A 20,122-nucleotide genomic window follows, 5' to 3' on the forward strand; every position below is an offset into this window, starting at 1 on the left:
CACCAAAAGACCGAAAGATAAGCCAAAAATTTTTGACTTATATCCCGATCTTGCGTGTATGCTGTCGTTCTTAGTTTCCTGCGTTAGCAGGTGTATCTGTCAAAGTCCAAGTAAAAGTTGTCGTGTATTTTTTCGCATATTTTGTGGTTGAACCAGGTACTTCTAATGAAATACTTGTTTTAGCGGCATCTACACTATCGCCCCAGCTCATTAAGTACGTACCCGCACCTTCTTTATCGCCAGCAGCCATGACCACTGATTCAGCCCCAGTTGGGTTTAATTCAATCGTAGCTGGCGCTGTCGTTGGTTTTGCAGATTGTGAAGCTGAAACCACGCGTCCGTTGCTTAAAGTTACTTTGGCCGCTGTTAGTTCTTGATTGGCTTCAGTTTTGAATTGACCATTTTGTTTTACTTTTAGCGTCCAACCTGTTTCAGTCCCACGATTATCTGAGACTTGAACAAAGTTCGGGCCTTCTTGGTCGGCACCAGCATTATCTTTGTATTTTTGTGTTTCTGCATAGTAGGTCATATTTTTTGAGGTAATCGTTTGTTCCCCAAAAGATAAACTAGATGCATAGTCAATGGATAACGGACCTGCTGTCCCTGGCTTAGGTCCTGTCGGATCAGTTGGATCAACTGGCGTAATTGGTTTATCCGGATCTGGATTCGTCGGATCAACTGGATTCGTTGGGTTCGTATTTGGTGCAAATTGAATCGCTCCGTTTGTTTGGTATTCACCACCGTCGACCGCTAATGCACTCATTGGTACAAGTGCCAATGCGCCTAAAGTTGTGGTTGCCATCAATGTCATTACTTTTGTCTTTTTCATTTATTTCCCTCCATTATTTACTGGTACATCTGAAAGTAGCCAAGTCAATGTTGTTTTATATTGTACTGCATCCTTAGGGGTTTTCCCGGGAACAGTTAGTGAGATTGCCCGTGTAATTGTGGCATTTACTTGCTGTCCTTGTTGATTTTTTTCGGTCACTTTTTCTGCTTGCCCCCACAGCGTGATCCACGTTCCGGCGCCGGTCTTTTCTGGGGCTTGCATGACAACAGTTTCTGCGCCCGCAGCATCTAATTGAATGTTTGCGGTAGCAGTTGGCGGCAATACGTCCGTCGCATTTGAGCGAACACTGGGCTCAGTAAAGGCGACGGTGGCGCCTGTTAATTCTTTGTGTAATGTTTCTGCATTACGAAATTGACCATTTTGTTTCACTTTTAAAACCCAGCCAGCATTGGTTCCCCGTAAATCACTTACTTGTACATAATTAGCAGTTGCCAATTCACTTGCTGAACCATCTGGGTTTTTATAGGTTTGCGCTCTGGCAAAATACGTTTGATCCTTATTCGATATCTCATTACTCCCAAAATCCAAACTTGAGGCATAATCGATGGAAAGTGGCCCAGGTGTGCCTGGATTAGGTCCATCAGGATTCGTTGGATCGACTGGTCGAACTGGTTTTTCTGGATCGGGATTTTCTGGATTTACTGGATCCGTCCCATCTGTGCTTGGGGTAAAAACAATCGACTGTTCGCTATCAAAAACGACCGTCGCCGCTTCAGCAGGAACAGTGGCGCCAAGCAACATTGTTCCGAATAACAAGGAGTAGACGACTGTTTTTTTCATTTACTTAGCCTCCAACATTCGTTGGTACAGATTTCAATGTCCATGTTAAGGTCGTACGATATTCTTTTGCTAATTTAATCGCTTTACCTGGGACATTTAATTTCACGGCAGTAGCACCTTCTGTCGCATCTTTCCCAAAACGATAGACCCAAGTCCCCATTCCTTTGCCATCTTCTGCTTTGACTAATTCTACTTCTGTTCCAGGAACAAAGGTATGTGCTGCTGTTGGTGTTGGCGCGTATGCGGCATCAACAATCGATGTCACACCTGCATTGGCAATTGATAAAGCGGCCCCCACTAATTCTTCATTTTGGGCTGTTTTGAATTGCCCATTTTGTACAGCGCTTAACGTCCAGCCTTCTTGTGTCCCACGTTTATCCGTTACCTGAACATAGTTGGGACCTGTTGTCCCATCTTTAAATGTTTGAATTTGTGCGTAATAATCTTTCGTGTCGGAAGTGATTTTTTGGGCGCCAAATTGAAAGCTTGAAGCATAGTCAATTGATAAGGGACCTGCAGTCCCTGGTTTTGGTCCAGTTGGGTCAGTTGGATCTTCTGGTTCAACTTTTTCATCTGGATTGGTTGGGTTAACTGGCTTCGTTGGATCTGTATCTGGTTCAAATGTAATGGCGCCATTACTTGTATAGTTCACGTTAATGTCTTCCGCAAATGCTTGTTGTGTCGCTAGGACACCGCTAAATCCTACAATCCCTACTACTGCTAATACTGTTTTTTTCATCTTCTCTTCTCCTTTTAATAAATAATATGCCTATAGTGATAAGGCTGATTCCCAAATAAATAAATGGTGCTTGATTGGTGGTACCTGTCGCTGGTAATCTTCCTTGTCGCGACCCATATACGCCAGAAGAAAGGACGGATGAAGCGCCTCCGTCAGCTGGCTTGGTGGGTTCGGTCGTTGTGGAAGAATTACTAGTCGCTGTTGTCGACTCTTCTGTGGGATATTCATACGTTCCATAAAAGGAGACAACACCACTATTTTCATAAGCTGCTTCCCCAAACGCAGTGTCTGAATGACAGAAGCTGAAAAGACCTAAAAAACAACTAAGCAAAAGGTATTTTTTCATCTCACTTCTCTCCTCCTTGTTATGGTGCCATGACTAATGACCATGACAATGTCCCTTTGAATTCGCCAACTTTTTGTTTCTCGACTGGCACAGATAGTTTAAGCCCCCGTTGGTTTGCCGCACCCCAACCTTGGTTAATTGTATAACTACCTGAACCGGAGCCTTCATTTTCTGTAACAACCGTATCTCCCTTATTGAGTAAAAATTCTCCTTTGTCTGTAACCAATGACAAATCTTCCAATTGATCTGTGCCGTTCGTTAAGGGATTCGTTACCTGAACATTCAGTTTCCAAGGCGTACTTTCTGTCCCGCGTGTGTCTTGAACGACTAAATCATCTGAAAGAGTTGGCCAGTAAACTTCTGGCTTGGCAGAAATTTTTTGTTTGCCAAAATCAATTGTTTTAGGTACTTTTTCTAACGTTAATTCACCTGAAATAGACACATTGACTTTTTTATTTAACGTTTCACCAGCTTCTGTAAATTGATAATTGGCTGGCACCGTTTTGGCTAATTCTTCTGGTTTCGCTTGCTGAATGGCTTGGAAGGTTGCGGCATCAAGACTTGGTGTTTGATTGGCCCGACCATCTGCGAAAATCACCGTTGCTTGTGTCCATTTTGCCAACTCGTCTGAATTCGTTAAGCCATTTGCTTCTTTTAATTTCAAATGCGCACTTGTCGCATACAAGGCAAACGAACGATCTTTGGCAAGGACACTTTCATTTTTCACAACAACTAAATGAACCGTTTTGTTTTGCAAATTATCCCCTGACGTCCCTGCTTCTAATTGAATATCATGTGTCCGCGATACAGTTTTTTCTGCTAACGGCGCTTGAATTTGTGGTAAATCCGTCTCTTTTAATGAGGTCTTGAAAAACGGCCGACCTTTTGCGCCAAGCATTTCTATTACTTTATCGACAGTCGTTAGTTGCGCTGCCTCATCTTCTGTGACAATCACCGATTGCCCTGAAAGTTCCACTTTATTTGAAAATTGAACTTTCACCTGATAACTGTAGTTCATATTCGTCGCTTTCCATGAAAGCGGGGTGGTATCTTTCTGCTCTGGAATTTGCTCTATCGCGCTCCCAACTTCACTAGACTTAACCGTTCCTTGGTGCAACCAAGAACCTGTTACTTCGTCAGGAAGGAAGCTTAGGGTTGGTGTTAAAGCACTTGAGGTCGGAATCATCAAACGTCCTTTTTGAACTTTTTGTCCAGCTACTTCTGTGCCCCACGCTTGTAAGGTTAATGGCGCATTGCCAGCTTTGACCTCTTTTACATCATGAGAAATAGTACCTGCACCTGCCACAATTCCAGGCGTTTCCACTTCGTAATCGATGATGGAGCCAGGAATTGCTATCCCATAGCCATTGGCACCCTTAGTCACATCGTTATCGCCAATAAATGTTTTTCCAGTCGCTTTTTCAATCCCATGAAACGTTGTTGGCGTAAGTTTTGTAGCATTATTGACCGTTGGATTAATCGTCAAGACCTGATAGGCTTTGACATTTCCAAACCAAGTCCCTGTGCTATCCACCAAAGCAGTTGTATCTGTCGTTGGTTTAATCCATAAAAGTTCATCTTTTGTTGGATCGACAGCTTCAAAATCCGCAATGTTTACTTTACCTGTACCAGGAATTGTTTCTAATGTTGCATGATCCTGAACCGTTAGTTTGCTAGCTGAAATTAAATTGGCTGTGTTGGTGATCCCAATTCCAGCGTTTTTAGATAGATGAATTGATCCGAATTCATTGTAAGTCGTACTATGATTCGCGGCAGTAGCAGAAACGCCATTTTTGATGTTCCCACCATTAGCCATTAATTTAATGCCATTGGTGACATTTAATTCCGTAAAGTTGACAACGCCTAAGCCTGTCGCATTTAGTGGTTCTGTTTGATAGTTATTGGTGCCGTCAACGTTAGTCCCAAAGTTAAAGGCCACTTTATTTGAACTAGCATTCACAATTGCATTAGTGAAATTATCTGTTGATGAACCACCGGATAAACCGTTAATACTAACTGCACCTTGAACATTTGCGGTAACATCACGTAAGATTTTTCCGCCACTGATATTGGAATACTGTGTCGCATATAAATTTCCAATACTAGAACCCGCTGCTTGAATATTCATTGTAATCTTGCCGTTCTTAGTATACGCAGCATTGGTTCCACCATCACCGTAAATGCTGGCCCCATTTAAAGATTCCACACCTGTTTTAGTGAAAATATTTAAAGTAATTGTGTTTGATTCATCCGTTCCTAGTGTCGTATTTTGACCATAGGGCCGACCACCAGTAATGTAGGTATTACCAGGCAACTTAAACTCTCCGTTGTAGTTTCTTAAATCAATTAAGAGTTTGGCATTTCCAAGAAGTGAGCCCGCATTGGTAATCCCACCTGAAAAACCGTTCGCGCCTGTCCGAGGAGTTCCTGAGAAATTTCCTCCGTAGATGCGATTGTCTGAATTACCAGTAATTGTATGGCCACCGCTTGCTCCATAAGAAGCGCCCATCGAAGCATTAATTACTCCTTCATAAACCGTTACACCGACATTCCCAACATTTTTGGCATCATTCCAGCCACCGCCTGAAAGAAACCAATCGACTTGACCATTATTAACGATTGTTTGACCGTTTCCATAAACTCGAGCTGCTTGATAGCCTGTTCCTTCTAATGTGTCAGCAATCCCGCCATTCAATGTGTTAGAAGTATTTCCTTCAACGACACCTGAAAAAGAGCCACCATATGTCCAGCGAGCAATGGTATTATTTAAAACAGTCTTAGTATCTCCTTTTATATAGATATCCCAAGTATCATTACTAGCAGGATAGCCGCCGCCACCAACAATATCCCAACCTGAATTATTACCACGACTTTTATTGGTCGTTGAATAATCTAAACTCGTCGGTTTTGCGCCTGAATAAGCCATACCATCGCCACCTAAAGACCCATCACCATTCGCTGTTCCCACTTCAATTGTTGTATTTCCTTCGATATAACCGCCGCGGCCAGCTGCAGTTGAGTAAATTGCACCATTATTAAACGAACCGCTGACTAATTTAGAAGAAATATTTCCAAAAACTTTAAAAGCTGCTGCTGATTTGGCTAATTCTGCTCTTTGTTGTGGTGTATAAGCATCATACGTTGCTTCATTTGAGGCCCCAATTTGACTCTTGTTAAATTTCGAAACATTGTTACCAGCACCGCCGTTAAAATCATTAATACCACCAGCGGAATTCGTTCCTGCTGTAACCACATTCGTAATATCTCCGATGATCGTTCCAGAATATTGGTTGCCTCCTTCAAAATCTGCACGACCCGCACTATACAACTGTGTATTTAAATTTGTAGTAATTCCATCAGTCGTACGATTCGTTCCTATATCGCCACGGGAAGAGCCCCCAATAAAACGTTGACCCGCTGTATACCAACGGCCATATCCAGAAATATCGTTTGTTACTTTTCCACCAATATTTCCGTATTGAACACCGCCATAATACGTACTTAATTGGAAACCTGTAGCAGCATTCGTAATCGCAACCTTTGTTGAGACGTTACCAGTAACATTCGCTGTGTTGGTTGCGTTGGTCCCATAACCGCCCCCATAAATTGAAGCAATTCTGCCACCAGAATCATTGACAACCAATGAAGTATTCCCAGTCACTGTCCCAATATTGGCGCCCCCACTTAATGTATTTAGTCCGCTCCGTGTATTGTTAATAACAATCGTAGGATTTCCAGCTAAATTACCACCATTTTGGTTTCCGCCATAGAAATTCCATGTCCCTGTACCTGTACTATTTACTGTTAAAGTTGGGTTTCCTGAAACATCTCCTGTATCCGTTCCACCGTATACGGTCAGACCGTTTCCACTAGAGCCGCCATTCAAGTTCAAACTGTAACCATTTAAATACATATTCGTACCTGTATAGTTTAGATTTCTCAAAGTGATGTTTGATCCAAAAAAGATATTTTGATTAAATCCTAACGTCTTAGAACCCGTTGGCGCCGTTTGATCCATACTAATCGGATCCGCGCTGTTTCCAGTAATCACTAAATGATTGACCTTACCTTGCAAGGCGTAAAAGGTCATATTACTTGCCGTAACGGTGTCAGGAATCACTTTAGCGGTGGTCGCCGCACTCGTCGTAATATTGTTTCCTATATAAAGAGTGAAATCGCCATTGTTCCCCTGTTGATACAAATCAAACAAGGCTTCTTTCAAGCCAGCCTCTGTCGATGCATATTCTTTGTACGCTGCTCCATCTCCTGCAGGACTTGGCACAACAATCACTTTTGTTTTATCTGCAGGAGCAATTGTGTCCGCAATGGACTGATCAACTGAAACAGCTCTGGCCATGCGTGTCAGTTTCTGTTTAAAGACAGCCGTAAGTTGTGTATCTTCTGAAAACTCTAATTGAAGAAGTTCTTCATTTGTATATGTTTTTCCTTGGTAAGACCAGCCAACGAAAGTCGCATTTTCCTCACTATTCGCCCATTTTGGTAATTCTTCTGTCCGAAGTAGCTGATTTTTTTCTTTTACCACTTGATAACTTTTGGCATCATTTTGAAACAAAGCTTGATCCGTTGTTTCAAAGGTCAAGGTGATTTGCTTCTGCTCTTCGCTTGGTTTTGTTTCTGTGGAAGAGGTGGTTACTTTTTCTGTGATAGCACTAGATTCCGTCATTGATGACTGTTCTATAGAATGTGCGCTGCTTTCTTTTGTTGCTTCACTTGTACTGGTTTCTGCTGTTTTTGGCTGTGTCTGCGTACGTTCCGTTTGTTGCTCCCCTTCAATCGCCCACACTGAAACAGATAAAAATGGTTGTACAAGTAAACAAGTTGCCAATAAAACAGCGATTTTCTTTTTCATTAACTTCATCACTCCTCCCTCGAAGTAAACTTTCCACAACCAACCTATGGCTCAAGTATACGAAGTTTTCTTCTGATTTTTTTAAAGATATTTTCTTAATTTCAAAAAAAAAATTTATTTTTTAATTTTCTTTTTGTTAACTAAACGAATTTTTTGCTGTTTTTGTAAGATAAAAATGTTAATTTGTTCACAAAAATAACAAAAACGTTGTTTTTAACATTAAAATTAACAAACGAGTTCGTAGTATAGCACGGATTTTTTCTCATGTAAACATCATTAAATAAACATTTTTGTTTAATTTATACATATTTCCCTGCTGAAAAATAACAAAATAAATAAACAGAGGCCTTAGAAATATTTCTAAGGCCTCTGTTTATTTATACGTATTCACAAACTGGACTGTTTCTTGGTAACATTGTTTAGCTTCTTTTGTTTGATAGTCGAATTGATATTCATGGGTGATCGTTGCTTTCTTATCTTTGAAAAAGAGAGCTGAAACTGGAACATTTAAAGTTTTTAACCGCTGAACCAAGGCTAGTCCTTGCTCTTGGAATGAAAAACTATTGCCATCCGTTAGATACGTCGGGGGAAATTCTTTGGTGACTTTATCCACTAAACTCACTTCTTGCAGTTCCGCGCTCGTCTGCCAGTCTTTAGTGCCGAGCAAGGACCAAGCCACTGTTTTAACGAAAAATTTCATAAAACGATTATCACTTTGTTGGTTGGCCATTTGTTTCAAATCCACCGGACCACAATACGAGAGTGTGCCTTTTAAATGGCTAGCCGGCAATGCTGCAGTCATCCCTAGTTCTTTGGCATAGTTGGCATTGGTTTGAACTGTTGCATATTGTAGAGCAATCTGTGCACCCGCACTGTCCCCGCCAATAAAAAGCTTAGATAAATCTAACATGGGATACGCTTGTTTCTTTTCTAATAAAAATTGAACAAGTTCATTGACCTGCTGGAGCTGGCTTGGATAAGGTGCATCTGGTGCTAATTCATAATTCATTGAAATAAAGGCAACTGAGGAATCAGCCACTAAACGTGTCGCAAACTCTTTCATCCCAGACTTATCTCCTCCCACATAGCCACCACCATGGACCCATAAAACGACTGGTACCGCTTGTTTTGACGTTTGGGGATAATACAAATCAAAGGTATTCTTTTTTCTTGAAGAAGGGTATGTTTGATTTTCTTGCAATTGGACATTGGGTAATGCTTTATCATAGGAAGCTGAATCTTTTATTTCAACTTCGCCTGCGAATAACTGGTTGATGACCCAAGCGCCTGGCTTAGGGGATAATTGAAAGGCGAGAAACACACCTAAGCAAATAACCACAATGATTCCTAACAACCAAAGGATAAAACGTACGATTTTTCTTTTCACTCTATTCACCTGCTTTAATTTGTAGCAAAATTATAGCATGTTTTTTAGCCAAAGCGTTTATTTTGAAACAGCTTTTTTAGAATTTGATGTACTTTTATCATTTGAAATGCTTTCTTAAAAGCTGTAAAATGAACAAAATGACTTTAACCTTTAGGAGGTTGCCAAATGAAAGCTCTGATTTCCATTGATTATACGAATGATTTTGTCGCCACAGACGGAAAACTAACCACTGGTGCCGCTGGACAAGCCATTGAAACGGCCCTTGTTCAACAAACAAAGCACTATTTTGACAATGGCGATTTTGTGGTTTTTGCCATTGATGGGCATGACCCCCTAGATCGCTATCATCCTGAAAATAAACTTTTCCCGCCCCACAATGTCTTAGGAACTGACGGGCGTAATCTGTTTGGCTCGCTAGCTGATTTTTATCAAGCTCACAAAAATGAGGCAAGCGTTTATTGGATGGACAAACGGCACTATTCTGCTTTTAGTGGTACAGATTTGGACATTCGATTACGAGAACGAGGAATTACAGAGCTTTGTTTAACTGGTGTTTGTACAGATATTTGCGTGTTGCATACGGCTGTCGATGCCTATAATTTAGGCTATCAATTAATGATTCCCGAGCATGCCGTTGCTAGTTTTGATGAACAAGGACACGAATGGGCATTACGCCACTTTAAACAAACTTTAGGAGCAACCATTCTATAAAAAGACTGGTCAATCCTTCCATGCGCCCTATCTATACTCAAAAAATCGTGTAAACAACACAAAAGAGCCTGGGACAAAAATCACTTTGGATTTTTGTCCCAGGCTTAAAAATTGATAAACGGCGGGAACAGAATAAGCAGAGACTGCTAGCTGATAGAAATTAGCTACTCATAAAAAAGTGAGGAAGCCCACTTTTTTATAGACCAATGACCGTTGCAAAGAAAGGAACTACTAAAACAGTAACTACACCAACCACTACGACAGAAATACTAGCCATAGCAGCCTCTGTTTCGCCCATTTCCATGCCTACTGCCACACCTAGGGCATGTCCGGCCGCACCTAAAGCTAAACCTTTGGCGATTGGATTGTTAATTTTAAACCATTTCAATGCAATTCGGCCCAAGGCATAGGTTAGTACACCATTGAAGATTACAGTAAACGCCGTAATGGAAGCAATGCCGCCAACAGTTTGAGAAATAGGTACGGCAATCGCTGTTGTAGCTGCTTGTGGTAAGATTGAGGCCACTAAATGATTATCCATGCCAATTACTTTTCCTGCAAAATAAACAGCCACTAGCGAACCAAAAGAACCAATTGTTAACGCCGTTAAAATTTCTAACCAATATTTTTTCAACACGTCTCTCTTTTTATATAAAGGAATCGCAAACGCTACTGTCGCAGGTTCTAAAAAGAAGCTGATATATTTGCCACCTTCATTGTATTGCTCGTAACTAATTCCTGTCACTTTTAAAACGACAACGCCTAAAATCATCGCAACGAATAATGGCGTAAATAAGAAGAAACCTTTACTTTTTTTAAACAACCAAGTACCTATGCCAAATACAGCTAATGAAATAATAATGCCAACATACGGATTCATGCGCGAACCTCTCCTTTCGCTTTCTTCGTTGCTGCGGGTTCTTTTTCTTTTCGAGCATCTTTCATATGCAATAAAAAGGCGCCCGTCCAACCAGTCGTTGCTAGTAACGCTAATGTTGCTACTAAAATAACAAAAACAATTTGAACGCCAAATTGTTGCATAATCCCTAAAGAATTAACTAAGGAAATCCCTGAAGGAACAAATAAAAATGTAATAACCGTTGATAAGCTGTTACCTAGCCCTTCCACTTGCTCCAATTTAACAACTTTTGTACATAAACCAATGAACAATAACACCATGCCAATTACTGAAGCAGGCATTGGTATTGGGGAAATGAACGCCAAGCCGTTGGCGATTAACATAATAATGGCAAAAACTGCTGCTTGTTGTAAAAATGAATATACTTTCTTTTCCATTCTTCTTCGCTCCCTTTTGTCTGTTTTCTATGGGTTAAGTATATAAAGAAAACGTTTTTTTAAGGGCTTTTTTTCATGAAATGCCAGAATTTCTTCACCAAATGCAAAAATCACCACTTGAAATGCATTCGACATTTCAAGTGGTGATTTTTTAACTTAAGCCAAGTTTTTCTTTAAATTCTTTGACGTATGAACGGCTAACAGGTACTTTTGATCCGTTGGTTAAAATTACTTGCAACGTGTTATTAAACCACGGCTGAATTTCTTGAATTTTTGTTCGATTCAAGATGAAACTTCGGTGCGTTTTAATAAAGAGCGCGGCAGGTAATTTCTGTTCGATACTGTTGAGGGTCCCTGTCATCTTGTAGACCTGTTGATCTACAAAAATGCTCAGTTGCCGTTCTTCGACAGAAACGAGGTAAATATCTTCTGGCGCCACAAGATAAATGCGGTCTTCCCCTTGAATAGGTATTGCTTCAGATTTTGGTCCTTTTTCGGCAGTGTTTTCTGGGACAGCTTGAGCCATTTCTTTCGATGCTTTTTCAATGACTTGTGTTATTTTTTCTTCTTCAAAAGGTTTCAAAATATAATCTTTTGCATTCACTTGAAAGGCCTTTAACGCATATTGATCATAGGCGGTTGCAAAGACCAAGTAGGGCGCTTTTTTAAGATGGGTTAATTTTTCCGCTAAATCAAACCCACTTTCATCGGTCAAATGAATATCTAAAAATAACAAATCTGGCTTTTGATCCATCATCTCTTCCATTGCCTCCGCCACAGAATCCGCTTCTGCAACGCTCGTCACTTGCGGATGTTGGGAAACAAGATAGCTCAATTCTTCTCGTGCTAAGGGCTCATCATCAACGATTAATACGTGCATCTAATTCCTCCTGTTCCATCGGGATTTCTAAATGAACATGGCTCCCGCCTGTCTCTAAATTTTCAATTAAAAAACAACCTTCTGATCCATAAAGGTTCGCCATTCTGCGGGACAAGTTTTCCAGTGCCGTGCCGGTGCCTTTTTCCGAAGTCACTGTCGTCTTTCCTAATAGCAAGCGGCGTTCTTCAGGAATCCCTTGCCCATTGTCATACACATCCACATGTAATTTATGTTGTTTTGCTTTGACCACTACCCGAACTTGATTGTTCTCCTTCCGGCTGCCAAATGCATGCTTGATGGTATTTTCCACTAACACCTGAATCGCATACGGCGGTACTTTTTCTGAAGCAACCGCTTCTTCTACGTCAAATGTTACTTGATAACGATTCGGAAACCGTGCTTGTTCTAATGACAAATAGGCTTTTACTTGTTCTAGTTCTTGTGAAACTGGAATCGTAGTTTGCACGGCTCCTTGCAAGTTGCCTCGAAAGTATTTACTTAATTGAAGCAATAGTTTCCGCGCTTTTTCACTGTCTTTCCGCATTAATGCGGAAATAGTATTGATGGCATTAAAGAAGAAATGCGGGTTCACTTGCGCTTGCAAGGATTTAATTTCAGCTTCTTTAAGTAATTTTGATTGTACTTCCGCTTCACCTAATTCAATTTGTGAAGAAAAAATTGTCCCAAGACCTTCTGCTAACTGTTCCTCGACATGCGTTAACTGCGCTGGATCCGTAAAGTACATTTTTAAGGTGCCAACAATTTGCTGATGGGAAAATAATGGAATCACAATCGCCGCTTGCAACGGACAATTAGGGTCCGAACAACCAACTTCTTCTTTGGCATGCGCGATGGTCATTTGGCCCGTCCGTAACACTTCCCGAGAAAGTTCCGTGATGACTTCTAGCTCTGGAATATGATGGTCGCTACCTGCACCAACATGAGCTAAAATTTGATGACTGTTTGTCATGCTAATCGCACTGACTTTTGTATAATGCTTAATAATCTCCGCAACTTTTTTGCTGGAATTTTTATTGAGTCCTTCTCGAAAATATGGCAGTGTTTCCGCTGCTAATTCCAAAACATCGTGCGTCTGAACCGCTTTGGCCTGCTCTTCTTGTTTCAATGTCGTCGTTAGAATCGACATAAAAATGAACGTTCCTACGCTATTTAACAAAATCATTGGCAGCGCAATAAAACGAACCAACGTGGCTCCGTCCGCTAGATCACCGCTGAAAAAGAAAATAAAAATCATCTGAATCATTTCCATGCACGCTCCGACAATGGCAGAAAAGCCGGCAGACGGAAAAACAGTTTGCTTTGCCATGCGGCTCCCTAAAAAACCGGCAATTAAGCCAACAATTAAAGAAGCAGGCACATAAAAGAAACTATGCCCCCCGCCTTGAATAACCCGATGAAAGCCAGCAATTAAACCAACCGCACTGCCGACAATCGGACCACCCACTAATCCAGAAACGCCAATTACTAACGTACGCGTATTCGCAATGGAAGCATTGCTGCTTAAATAGGTTAGTAAATTATTGGGAACAATCTGATTCTTAGCGATTTCGATACCTGTAAAATTAGAAATAATAGCAAATAAACCAAAAATCAAAATCAATTGAACTTTTGAAGACATTTTTTCACGACTTAATAAAACACGCTTAAAATAAGGCACATTCACTAAAAGAAAGGCCAGTAAAATAATTAAGCCCACCCGTTCCATCATTAAAATAAATAATTCGACCACACCGGCACCTCCTTCCTATTAACTATACTATAAATCAAGGAAAAGAAAAAAATGAAGCTTCTCAAAAAGAGGCTTCATTTTTTCTATTCATTAAAACGCAGGAATATTGGCGCCTTTAGAATTTTTCTTGATGTATTCAGCAACTTCTTTTGTTGTCATCGCTTCTTTTAAAACCTTGATTTTTTCGCTATCTTTTTCGCCTTTGCGTGTCACAACTTGCAATGCGTAATGTTTACTTGCTTCTTCATCTTCTAACAAGATCGCATCTTTCGTTGTTAAACCAGCAGGTTCTAAGTAGGCTGGGTAGCAGAACACCATAGCGATGTCTTTTTCATCATAGGCTTTAGCTAAATTCAGTAAATCAATGCTTTCAAAAGTGATGTTTTTAGGATTTTCCACGACATCTGCCACCGTGCCATTAAAGCCGACACCTTCTTTTAATTTAATCACGCCGTTTGCATTTAAAATTGCTAAAGCACGACCTTCATTGGTTGGATCGCTAGGAATCCCCACTTTGGCATTTTCAGGTAAATCTTTCGCATCTTGGTATTCTTTTGAATAGAAACCACCAGCAAAATAATAAATCGGTTGAACAGCCACTAAATCAGCTTTTTTCTCTTTGTTAAACATTTCCATGAAGGGTTGATGTTGCGCAAAATTAGCATCCGCTTCGTCATGTTGCACGGCATCGTTGTAGGCAACATTGTCGCTCACTTCCATAATGTTAATTTTGTACCCTTTTTTCTCAGCTTCTTTCTTGGCAATCTCCAAGATATCTTTTGAAGATTCCAATTGCACGGCCACGGTAATCTCCTTGTCTTCTTTCTGGTCTGCTTGTTTATTTCCCCCACAGGCAGCTAAAATAACTGTTGCAATAACAGCGAATGTTGCTAAATAAAACTTCTTCATTCTTTTGTCCTCCTACTTTCTTTTGTCTAGTTTTTGGGCAATGAAGTTCCCAAGCATTTGTAAAATGAAGACCAGTGCAATCATAATTACAATGGCAACATACATAATACCGTATTCATACCGTTGATACCCGACACGAACTGCAAAATCGCCAATCCCGCCGCCACCAACAACACCCATCACCGTGGAATATGAAACCATACTCACTGTCGTGGTTGTGTAAGCAAGGACTAATCCGCTACGTGCTTCCACCAATAAAAAGTGCCAAATGTATTGGACTTTCGAGGTGCCTAACGAATTAGCTAAAAAATAAATTTCTTCTGGAACATCCAACAGCACTTGTTCAACCAAGCGAGCAAAAATCGCGATCGCAACAATACTCAATGGCACAGATGAAGGAATTGGGCCAAATGCCTTTCCTAAAACAGAACGAGTGACTGGAATCAACGCAATCACAAATAATAAATAAGGAAACGAGCGAATAACAGTTACAATGAAATTTAAAACCCAGTACAGCCAAGGTTGATGCCCTTTGACTTTCGGATTAGCCAAAAATAGTCCTAAGCCTAAAGGCAAGCCAACAAGCAAACAGATAGCCATCGAAATCGACATCATAATCCCTGTTTCTTTTAAACCAATCAGCATAGATGGCCAATATTCGGCAAAGGTTTCTGAAAAAGTCATGGACGCAAACTCCTTTCCACTTTTTCTAAATAGGAAAGCGGTTCTTCCTCATATTGTTGAGGATTATTCAGAAATTCGCCAATTAACTGACCTTTTTCCATCACTAAGATACGATTACATAAGCGCTTCACGGTTTCTAATTCGTGACTAACAAAGAAAATAGTCGGTCGGAATTCCTGATGCGTCTTATGTAATAGTCGAACGACACTTTCTGTATTTTCTTCATCTAATGAACTCGTTGCCTCGTCACATAATAACCATTTTGGATTACGGCTCAACGCTCGAGCAATAGAGACACGCTGTTTTTCCCCACCAGAAAGCTGAGCAGGATACGCTTCTGCCTTATGGTCCATATCAACAAACGTTAATAAACGCTCAATTTTTTCAGGCTGTTTCTCTTTTAAAAGTTTCAAAGGCAACGCAACATTATCATAAATTTTCAAATTTTCTAACAAATTGTAATGCTGAAACACCATCCCCATTTGTTGTTGCTGCTGGCGAACTTCTTTTTTAGAGAAGGTTTGAACATTTCTGCCATCAATGCGAATCTCCCCTTCACTCGGTTGTTCCATTAAATTCAACAAACGTAACAACGTGGACTTGCCAGAGCCACTTTTCCCAACAATCCCAACGATTTCTCCTGGTTGGACAGAAAAGTGAATATTTTTTAACGCGTGTGTCTCTTGATAGACTTTCGACACATTCACTAACTCAATCATGATTACCTCCTAAAGGCCGAAAAACAAACTATAACAACTAAAAAAACTGTATAACAATTAAAGTAATTCTGTGAAACGATTTAAAAAAACTATTACGAATCAAAAAATAACACACGTTTCGAAAAACAGCGTTATATCAGAGATGTAACTACTTACATCATCTACTAAAACAGAAAAAAAAGCAACCTTTTTATTTGTGAAAAAAGCACTATCTGTTTTTTGTCTGTATTATTTTGTACAAATGAATTAAAAATTTCCTGTTTCTACAGCTATTTCCCCACGCTCCTCTAAAAAAAGACATTCTCAGAAACGAGGCATCCAAAAAGGGAAAAGCGCTCGTAACGATAATGTCTCTAATGGTTTACTTTTTAAATACAACTGTTTCTTCGACAGTAATTCTTTCAGCCAATGATTGAATCACTGGACAGTTTGGGGAGACAAGCTTCAAACACCTTGTCGCCCGTGCTTGAAAGGCTTCTGGAACAGTCACATAAAAGAGAATCGTTACCTGTTTTAATGGTTGTGCGCGTCTCTCTACTTCTCTTGAATACGTGACTTCTATTTTTTCAAACTCAAAGGGAATGTGCGAATTTTCCAAAACGGATTGATACACGTACCCCCCACAAGCGCCAATTGCCGAAACGAGCATTTGAACTGGCGAATAGCCCTCTTCTTTTGCTAACACCCAGCGCGCTGTTTTCGTTTGTAATTCAAATTTTTCCACACCACGAATAATCGTCAAACGTTCTACCATTGCCATCTTCACTCCTTTTTACTCTTTCTTAAAAGATACTACAAAACAGCGCTAAAACAAACATTTCTAACTTCTCAACTTAGCAAGTCTTAAAAAAACGAAATTCTCACTTGACAAACAACGCAACACCTGATAATATACTTCCGTTCAAATCGTAACCGTTACGATTTATATTTTATAAATCCAAAAAGAAAGGAAGTGCCTTATGGCTAAAAAATCAAAAATTGCTAAAGCAAAAAAACAACAAGCAATGATTGCAAAATATGCGCCTATTCGCCAAGCCTTAAAAGAAGCTGGCGATTATGAAGGTCTTAGCAAATTGCCAAAAGATGCTCATCCAAGTCGCTTAAAACTCCGCGATCAAACAGATGGGCGCCCACGTGGCTACATGCGTAAATTTGGCATGTCGCGGATTCGTTTCCGTGAATTGGCTCACCAAGGCTTGATTCCTGGCGTCAAAAAAGCAAGCTGGTAACTCATTATTTCGATAAAGACAACTAGCGAGGACAGTCGCATTTGGGCTGACCTCGCAGCCCCCTTTATCTTTATACGCAATTAAAAAAATCAAATTGGAGGACGGCACTATGCGCCAAACCATTACGTTAGCTTGCGCTGAAACTGGCGAGCGCCTTTACTTAACAAGTAAAAACAAACGAAATACACCAGAAAAATTACAGCTGAAAAAATATTCACCAAAACTACGGCGCCGCGCACTTTTCACTGAAGTCAAATAACAGGAGGAAAACTTGATGGGCATTCCAATCACCATTGTTTCTGGCTTTTTAGGCGCAGGAAAAACAACCTTAATTAACCATGCGCTTGCGCAGTCACCGTTTCCTAAAGAAGAAATTATTATTATTGAAAATGAATTTGGTCAAACAGGCGTTGATCACGCATTACTTTTACAAACCACGGAACGAATTATTCAATTAAATAACGGTTGCATGTGTTGCAGCTTACGAGGAGATCTTCTTGCCTCTTTATCAGCAATCTTAGAAGTGTACCAAGAAGAACAACAACCCATTGCCCAAGTCATTTTAGAAACAACGGGCATTGCTGATCCGCAACCAATCATTCAAACAATTTTAACGACCCCGCACATCAAAAATCATTTCTATATAGACAGTCTCTTAACGGTCGTTGATGGGCATCATTGGCAACAGCAGCTTCAAGAAGCCGAAGCCATCAAACAACTGGCCTTAGCAGATCGCCTCTTTTTTTCTGTCAAGGAACCAGCAGACATCACTCAGCTACCAACGTTCCAAGAAACCCTTCGTACCATTAATCCTTTTGCTGATATTTTATCCTTTCAAGCCAACGAGCCTCTTTTGGCTAGTGACTTTTTTCAATTAAATAAGTTTACGGCAACACTTACAGAACACGAAATGACTCATTCCCCGCATGAGCACGCCCACGAGCATCATCACCATACCTTTCACTCCCTTACGTTAACGGCGTCCTCAGCCCTCAACGAACCTCTTTTCACTCGTTGGCTTGATTGGTTAATGTATACACATCAGGAAAAGTTATACCGTTTCAAAGGGATTCTCGCCTTACAGGAGCATGACTTGGCCATTGCCATGCAAGGCGTCAACCAGCAAGTGGCCTTTCAAATGACGAATCAACCCCCTCAAGAAACGACAATTGTTCTGATTGGCAAAGAATTAGAGACAAAAAAAATTCAAGAAACCTTTCAAACCCTCAACAAAATAGCTACTCCGTAAATTATTTTTTACGAAATGGAGGTCCTATATATAATGGAAAAAACTGACTTATCTAGCGCTTATCGTCGACTGAAAAGTCCCAACATCAAAACACGAAAACGCGCACTTAAAATCATTAAAGAACATAAGCGCAATAAACAAAAGAAAATTGCGTAATTCACTAAAGGAGCACACCTATGAAAAAATTTACTCTTCCCCTGTTAGCCGCCTTATCGCTAATCCTTTTCGGCGCTTGCGGCAAAACAAACACCTCTGATAAAACCGCTGACGGTAAAGAAAAACTATCCATTGTCACGACTTTTTATCCTATGTACGATTTCACTAAAAATATTGTAGGCGATGAAGGAGACGTCAAATTGTTAATCCCTGCTGGTTCTGAACCACACGATTATGAACCATCCGCCAAAGATATGGCTACCATCCATGATGCGGATGTTTTCGTTTACCACAATGAAAATATGGAATCTTGGGTACCCAAAGCTGCTAAAGGCTGGAAAAAAGGAGCCCCGAACGTCATTAAAGGTACCGAAAACATGGTCTTACTTCCTGGCAGTGACGAAGACGGACACGACCATGACCACGAACATGGCGAAGAAGGCCACCACCATGAATTAGATCCGCATACTTGGGTTTCACCCCATCGTGCCATCCAAGAAGTTACAAACATCAAAGAACAATTAGTCAAACTTTACCCTAAAAAAGCCAAAACATTTGAAACAAACGCAGAAAAATACTTAACAAAATTAACGGCCTTAGACAAAGAGTTCCAAACAGCTTTGAAAGACGCTAAGCAAAAAAGTTTTGTTACCCAACATGCTGCATTTGGTTATCTTGCCTTAGATTACGGCTTAAAACAAGTGCCAATAGCTGGTTTAACACCTGAACAAGAGCCAACCGCAGGGCGCTTGGCAGAGTTGAAAAAATATGTCACAGACAACCAAATTCGCTATATTTATTTTGAAAAAAATGCCAACGATAAAATTGCTAAAACGTTAGCTGACGAAGCGAATGTTCAATTGGAAGTCCTAAACCCGCTAGAAAGTTTGACACAAAAACAAATGGACAATGGCGAAGATTATCTTTCTGTAATGAAAGAAAACTTAACTGCTTTGAAAAAAACAACAGATACAGCTGGGAAAGAGGTTCAGCCAGAAACCTCTGAAAAAACAGAAAAAACCGTGGCTAACGGCTATTTCAAAGACAGTGAGGTGGCTGAGAGAACACTGACAGATTACGCTGGAAATTGGCAATCCGTCTATCCTTTATTAAAAGATGGCACATTAGACCAAGTCTTCGATTACAAAGCGAAACTGAAAAAAGATAAAACACCAGCCGAATACAAAACCTACTATGATGCCGGCTATCAAACCGATGTCGACCACATCAACATCACTGATTCCACCATCGAGTTTCTGGTCGATGGCAAACCACAAAAATTCACCTATAAAGCAGCCGGTTATAAAATTTTAAACTATGCAAAAGGCAACCGTGGCGTCCGTTTCCTTTTTGAAACAGACGATGCCAATGCTGGGCGGTTTAAATACGTCCAATTTAGCGACCACAACATCGCACCAACGAAAGCCGCTCATTTCCACATCTTCTTCGGCGGCGATAGCCAAGAAAGTCTGTTCAATGAAATGGACAACTGGCCAACGTATTATCCAAACGACTTAAGCAAACAAGAAATTGCCCAAGAAATGATTGCGCATTAAGCATTCAAAAG

20 protein-coding genes are annotated in these 20,122 nt (G+C 40.4%); 6 read left to right on the forward strand and 14 right to left on the reverse strand.

Annotation, left to right across the window (positions count from 1 at the left end):
* Window positions 1-70 precede the first annotated feature (70 nt).
* The 6 genes from IGM04_RS12780 to IGM04_RS12805 form a co-directional block, all read right to left on the reverse strand.
* The gene (locus IGM04_RS12780) at window positions 71-829 is read right to left on the reverse strand and encodes a WxL domain-containing protein (RefSeq protein ID WP_002413931.1); all 759 of its coding nucleotides are present in this window, start codon (window positions 827-829) and stop codon (window positions 71-73) included.
* Complete coding sequence (locus tag IGM04_RS12785; RefSeq protein WP_002385162.1) at window positions 830-1,630, reverse strand: WxL domain-containing protein; 801 nt, start codon at window positions 1,628-1,630, stop codon at window positions 830-832.
* Window positions 1,631-1,634: 4 nt separating this feature from the next.
* The gene (locus IGM04_RS12790) at window positions 1,635-2,369 is read right to left on the reverse strand and encodes a WxL domain-containing protein (protein ID WP_002365407.1); all 735 of its coding nucleotides are present in this window, start codon (window positions 2,367-2,369) and stop codon (window positions 1,635-1,637) included.
* Window positions 2,326-2,715 carry an LPXTG cell wall anchor domain-containing protein gene (locus IGM04_RS12795; RefSeq protein ID WP_002354835.1) on the reverse strand — a complete coding sequence of 130 codons (390 nt, stop codon included), beginning with the start codon at window positions 2,713-2,715 and terminating at the stop codon, window positions 2,326-2,328. The genes IGM04_RS12790 and IGM04_RS12795 overlap by 44 nt, the downstream gene beginning before the upstream one ends.
* A 19-nt stretch (window positions 2,716-2,734) precedes the next feature.
* On the reverse strand, window positions 2,735-7,594 hold the full coding sequence (locus tag IGM04_RS12800) for a hypothetical protein (RefSeq protein ID WP_179189158.1): 4,860 nt from the start codon (window positions 7,592-7,594) through the stop codon (window positions 2,735-2,737).
* Between the two features lie 364 nt (window positions 7,595-7,958).
* On the reverse strand, window positions 7,959-8,972 hold the full coding sequence (locus IGM04_RS12805; protein ID WP_002367479.1) for an alpha/beta hydrolase: 1,014 nt from the start codon (window positions 8,970-8,972) through the stop codon (window positions 7,959-7,961).
* Between the two features lie 165 nt (window positions 8,973-9,137).
* On the opposite strand from IGM04_RS12805, the gene IGM04_RS12810 reads away from it, so the two are divergent.
* The gene (locus IGM04_RS12810; protein WP_002388626.1) at window positions 9,138-9,683 is read left to right on the forward strand and encodes a cysteine hydrolase family protein; all 546 of its coding nucleotides are present in this window, start codon (window positions 9,138-9,140) and stop codon (window positions 9,681-9,683) included.
* A gap of 196 nt (window positions 9,684-9,879) precedes the next feature.
* On the opposite strand, the gene lrgB is transcribed toward IGM04_RS12810, so the two are convergent.
* From lrgB to IGM04_RS12850, 8 genes are all read right to left on the reverse strand, one after another.
* Entirely contained in the window at window positions 9,880-10,563 is a 684-nt protein-coding gene (gene lrgB, locus IGM04_RS12815; RefSeq protein ID WP_002354830.1) for an antiholin-like protein LrgB, read from the reverse strand.
* Complete coding sequence (gene lrgA / locus IGM04_RS12820) at window positions 10,560-10,979, reverse strand: antiholin-like murein hydrolase modulator LrgA (protein WP_002354829.1); 420 nt, start codon at window positions 10,977-10,979, stop codon at window positions 10,560-10,562. Before lrgA ends, lrgB begins: the two co-directional genes overlap by 4 nt.
* A gap of 151 nt (window positions 10,980-11,130) precedes the next feature.
* Window positions 11,131-11,859, reverse strand: coding sequence for a LytR/AlgR family response regulator transcription factor (locus IGM04_RS12825; RefSeq protein ID WP_002408379.1), 729 nt, complete (start codon window positions 11,857-11,859; stop codon window positions 11,131-11,133).
* Entirely contained in the window at window positions 11,840-13,609 is a 1,770-nt protein-coding gene (locus tag IGM04_RS12830; protein ID WP_002424920.1) for a sensor histidine kinase, read from the reverse strand. The genes IGM04_RS12825 and IGM04_RS12830 overlap by 20 nt, the downstream gene beginning before the upstream one ends.
* A 90-nt stretch (window positions 13,610-13,699) precedes the next feature.
* The gene (locus IGM04_RS12835) at window positions 13,700-14,518 is read right to left on the reverse strand and encodes a MetQ/NlpA family ABC transporter substrate-binding protein (RefSeq protein WP_002354826.1); all 819 of its coding nucleotides are present in this window, start codon (window positions 14,516-14,518) and stop codon (window positions 13,700-13,702) included.
* 12 nt (window positions 14,519-14,530) lie between these two features.
* Window positions 14,531-15,202 (reverse strand): methionine ABC transporter permease, encoded by a 672-nt coding sequence (locus IGM04_RS12840; RefSeq protein WP_002354825.1) that lies wholly within the window; start codon window positions 15,200-15,202, stop codon window positions 14,531-14,533.
* Window positions 15,199-15,921: a methionine ABC transporter ATP-binding protein gene (locus IGM04_RS12845; RefSeq protein ID WP_002385155.1), complete on the reverse strand. Its 723-nt coding sequence runs from the start codon at window positions 15,919-15,921 to the stop codon at window positions 15,199-15,201. Before IGM04_RS12845 ends, IGM04_RS12840 begins: the two co-directional genes overlap by 4 nt.
* Before the next feature lie 361 nt (window positions 15,922-16,282).
* Window positions 16,283-16,681, reverse strand: coding sequence for an OsmC family protein (locus tag IGM04_RS12850; protein WP_010823297.1), 399 nt, complete (start codon window positions 16,679-16,681; stop codon window positions 16,283-16,285).
* Window positions 16,682-16,880: 199 nt separating this feature from the next.
* On the opposite strand from IGM04_RS12850, the gene rpsN reads away from it, so the two are divergent.
* From rpsN to IGM04_RS12875, 5 genes are all read left to right on the forward strand, one after another.
* A complete protein-coding gene (gene rpsN, locus IGM04_RS12855) occupies window positions 16,881-17,150 on the forward strand; it encodes a 30S ribosomal protein S14 (protein ID WP_002354822.1) in 270 nt (89 codons plus the stop codon).
* Between the two features lie 109 nt (window positions 17,151-17,259).
* Complete coding sequence (gene rpmG, locus IGM04_RS12860) at window positions 17,260-17,409, forward strand: 50S ribosomal protein L33 (RefSeq protein WP_002354818.1); 150 nt, start codon at window positions 17,260-17,262, stop codon at window positions 17,407-17,409.
* A gap of 15 nt (window positions 17,410-17,424) precedes the next feature.
* On the forward strand, window positions 17,425-18,399 hold the full coding sequence (locus IGM04_RS12865) for a CobW family GTP-binding protein (protein ID WP_002392709.1): 975 nt from the start codon (window positions 17,425-17,427) through the stop codon (window positions 18,397-18,399).
* A 33-nt stretch (window positions 18,400-18,432) separates the two neighbouring features.
* The gene (locus IGM04_RS12870; RefSeq protein WP_002383181.1) at window positions 18,433-18,555 is read left to right on the forward strand and encodes a putative metal homeostasis protein; all 123 of its coding nucleotides are present in this window, start codon (window positions 18,433-18,435) and stop codon (window positions 18,553-18,555) included.
* A 20-nt stretch (window positions 18,556-18,575) separates the two neighbouring features.
* Window positions 18,576-20,111, forward strand: coding sequence for a zinc ABC transporter substrate-binding protein AdcA (locus tag IGM04_RS12875; RefSeq protein ID WP_002401146.1), 1,536 nt, complete (start codon window positions 18,576-18,578; stop codon window positions 20,109-20,111).
* Window positions 20,112-20,122 lie beyond the last annotated feature (11 nt).

It is taken from the genome of Enterococcus sp. DIV2385 (assembly GCF_051711925.1).
Taxonomy (GTDB): domain Bacteria; phylum Bacillota; class Bacilli; order Lactobacillales; family Enterococcaceae; genus Enterococcus; species Enterococcus faecalis.

Coding starts and splice junctions, on each gene's coding strand:
- IGM04_RS12780 (WP_002413931.1), bottom strand. CDS start 829: ATGAAAAAGACAAAAGTAATGACATTGATGGCAACCACAACTTTAGGC.
- IGM04_RS12785 (WP_002385162.1), bottom strand. CDS start 1,630: ATGAAAAAAACAGTCGTCTACTCCTTGTTATTCGGAACAATGTTGCTT.
- IGM04_RS12790 (WP_002365407.1), bottom strand. CDS start 2,369: ATGAAAAAAACAGTATTAGCAGTAGTAGGGATTGTAGGATTTAGCGGT.
- IGM04_RS12795 (WP_002354835.1), bottom strand. CDS start 2,715: ATGAAAAAATACCTTTTGCTTAGTTGTTTTTTAGGTCTTTTCAGCTTC.
- IGM04_RS12800 (WP_179189158.1), bottom strand. CDS start 7,594: ATGAAGTTAATGAAAAAGAAAATCGCTGTTTTATTGGCAACTTGTTTA.
- IGM04_RS12810 (WP_002388626.1), top strand. CDS start 9,138: ATGAAAGCTCTGATTTCCATTGATTATACGAATGATTTTGTCGCCACA.
- lrgB (WP_002354830.1), bottom strand. CDS start 10,563: ATGAATCCGTATGTTGGCATTATTATTTCATTAGCTGTATTTGGCATA.
- lrgA (WP_002354829.1), bottom strand. CDS start 10,979: ATGGAAAAGAAAGTATATTCATTTTTACAACAAGCAGCAGTTTTTGCC.
- IGM04_RS12825 (WP_002408379.1), bottom strand. CDS start 11,859: ATGCACGTATTAATCGTTGATGATGAGCCCTTAGCACGAGAAGAATTG.
- IGM04_RS12835 (WP_002354826.1), bottom strand. CDS start 14,518: ATGAAGAAGTTTTATTTAGCAACATTCGCTGTTATTGCAACAGTTATT.
- IGM04_RS12840 (WP_002354825.1), bottom strand. CDS start 15,202: ATGACTTTTTCAGAAACCTTTGCCGAATATTGGCCATCTATGCTGATT.
- IGM04_RS12845 (WP_002385155.1), bottom strand. CDS start 15,921: ATGATTGAGTTAGTGAATGTGTCGAAAGTCTATCAAGAGACACACGCG.
- IGM04_RS12850 (WP_010823297.1), bottom strand. CDS start 16,681: ATGGCAATGGTAGAACGTTTGACGATTATTCGTGGTGTGGAAAAATTT.
- rpsN (WP_002354822.1), top strand. CDS start 16,881: ATGGCTAAAAAATCAAAAATTGCTAAAGCAAAAAAACAACAAGCAATG.
- rpmG (WP_002354818.1), top strand. CDS start 17,260: ATGCGCCAAACCATTACGTTAGCTTGCGCTGAAACTGGCGAGCGCCTT.
- IGM04_RS12865 (WP_002392709.1), top strand. CDS start 17,425: ATGGGCATTCCAATCACCATTGTTTCTGGCTTTTTAGGCGCAGGAAAA.
- IGM04_RS12870 (WP_002383181.1), top strand. CDS start 18,433: ATGGAAAAAACTGACTTATCTAGCGCTTATCGTCGACTGAAAAGTCCC.
- IGM04_RS12875 (WP_002401146.1), top strand. CDS start 18,576: ATGAAAAAATTTACTCTTCCCCTGTTAGCCGCCTTATCGCTAATCCTT.